This is a genomic window from Moraxella bovis (assembly GCF_002014975.1).
GTDB classification, from domain to species: domain Bacteria; phylum Pseudomonadota; class Gammaproteobacteria; order Pseudomonadales; family Moraxellaceae; genus Moraxella; species Moraxella bovis.
Genome location: NZ_MUXV01000099.1, coordinates 1 through 2,055, shown reverse-complemented (window position 1 = coordinate 2,055; position 2,055 = coordinate 1). Strand labels below are relative to the sequence as shown.

General features: G+C 40.3%; 3 protein-coding genes and 1 pseudogene. 1 reads left to right on the top strand and 3 read right to left on the bottom strand.

What is annotated here, in order from left to right:
• Positions 1 to 221 precede the first annotated feature (221 nt).
• A complete protein-coding gene (locus B0182_RS13665; protein WP_078275434.1) occupies positions 222 to 848 on the top strand; it encodes a hypothetical protein in 627 nt (208 codons plus the stop codon).
• An 18-nt stretch (positions 849 to 866) separates the two neighbouring features.
• Here the strand turns inward: B0182_RS13665 and B0182_RS14695 are convergent, their stop codons facing one another.
• The 3 genes and pseudogenes from B0182_RS14695 to B0182_RS15275 form a co-directional block, all read right to left on the bottom strand.
• A complete protein-coding gene (locus B0182_RS14695) occupies positions 867 to 1,286 on the bottom strand; it encodes a hypothetical protein (RefSeq protein WP_208624090.1) in 420 nt (139 codons plus the stop codon).
• Positions 1,270 to 1,806, bottom strand: a complete 537-nt coding sequence (locus B0182_RS14690) for an LLM class flavin-dependent oxidoreductase (protein ID WP_208624089.1) — start codon at positions 1,804 to 1,806, stop codon at positions 1,270 to 1,272. The genes B0182_RS14695 and B0182_RS14690 overlap by 17 nt, the downstream gene beginning before the upstream one ends.
• Positions 1,709 to 2,055 (bottom strand): annotated as a pseudogene (locus tag B0182_RS15275) (LLM class flavin-dependent oxidoreductase); the annotation flags it as partial. The pseudogene B0182_RS15275 and the gene B0182_RS14690, both read right to left, overlap by 98 nt.

Sequence of the window (2,055 nt, the reverse complement as noted above, 5' to 3'; positions counted from 1 at the left end):
ATTTTAGTTTAACAATGCCGTTTTTATTTTTGGAATGATGGATTTTTCAGGCTGGTTGAAATGATTTGTAATACTCACTTCTTATTTAAAATAAAATTTTTAAATATCAATAATTTAAAAAAAGAATAAATTTTATTTTATAAAAGAATAAATTTTGTGTTTATTTTATTTTCTATTTTTGTATAATACGCATATTATTCATCAACACAGGAGCAATTCCAATGTCAAACGATTTTATCAACAGTCGCACCCAAGCCTATAATCAACGCAATCAAGACAAAACCACTTTGAGTTTGCGTTTATCTATTAAAGAAGATTTGATTTTGCAAGAATTAGCAGATGCTTGGGAAACCACTCGTCAAGATATTATTCACGATTTAATTTCAGAATATATCATCAAAGCGTGGGATAATCAGCGAGCCAACGACCAAAATCATCACGAAAAAACCGATAATTCCACAGCAACCAAATATTTTTTATTAAACACCAATAGTGCCAACGATATAGACGACCATCATTTTATGATAAATAATCAAGTTGCAGCAGCATTTGAAGATGGTTATAAAGAAAAAATTGGGCGTATCAAAAAAGGAGATTATGTTTTTTTATATGCTTCTGGGCAAGGCATTGTTGCCTTTGGACAGGCTTGTGGCAATGTGGAAAAAACCCACCATTATGGTATAGATGATAAAACCTATTTTCAAAAATTAGATGATTTTGTGAGTTTAGGTAAGCCAATTAAAGCCAAAGAGGTTAAATCCGTATTAGGCTATTCTTTTCCATTTGCTCAAACCCTTTCCCAAATTGCAGATGGTGAAAAACTACTTGAATACATTCAGAAACGATAAATCTCAAAAATACCATTTTCAGGCAGCCTGAAAACCCATTTTCCAAAATTCCAATAAAAAACACCGCCTAATTTTTAAATTAAACGGTGTTTTCTCTTTTTCCCTTAACCCTTCAATCCATACTGATGACTTACCCCCCAAATACTCCCTTAGCGTATCGCCTTCATAATCAAGATGATAAACCCCCCGTTCCTGCAAAATCGGCACGACTTTTTCCACAAATTCACGCACGCCCATTTGGCTGTTAGGGGCAAGTGAAAAGCCGTCTGTCGCACAAGCTTTAAACCATTGTTCCATAAAATCTGCCACATCAACAGCTGTCCCCACCACCACAGGGTGATAGTTAATCACGCCACCAGCAAGCACTTCTTTGGGCGACATTCCATGCTTAATCAGCTCCACCGCACGGGGAGAGCGTGGGTCATTGGGGTGGGACATCGCCTGATTTTGCAAATGTGTCGCCAATGGTAAACATATGGATTTCATCAGGATTGCGACCGTGTGCGATGGCACTTTGTTTTAATGCAGTGCGATAGGCTGTCGCTTCTTCAATGCTAAACGGATTGGCATACACGCCACTGGCAAAACGCCCTGCCAGTTTGATGCCTTCAACGCTTGGTCCTGCCTGAAAAATGGGCGGTTGTCCTTGTGGTGTGGCAGGGATTGGCAATGCCCCTTTGACTTGGTAATATTTGCCTTGGTAACCCGCTGGTTTAATCTGGCTCATATCGGCAAATTGCCCTGAGGTTTTGTCGGTGATGTAGGCATTTTCGCCAAAAGTCCCCCACAAAGTTTGCACCGCTTCCATCATCTCAAAAGCCATTTCATAGCGAGTGGTGGTGTCAGGCAAGGGCTGGTCGCTAAAATTGTAAGCCACTTCTTTTGTGCCTGTGGTAACGGCATTCCAGCCCACACGCCCACCACTGATGATGTCCAGCGTTTTTAATTGGCGAGCCAAATTGTAGGGCAAATTGTATGTAGGTCGTAGAATAAGTCGCCACCAAGCCAATTTTTTGGGTATGCGTGGCAACCGCTGACAAAATGGTCATCGGCTCTAACACAAACATAGGCGATTTTTGGGCAAAATCACCAATCACGCCCGCCCCAACCATTGCAGGCGTGTCGGCGATAAATAGCGTGTGAATTTTGGCTTGTTCAGCCGTTTTTGCTATTTCCACATAAAAATCAGGTAGTAATCCAAAAAGTA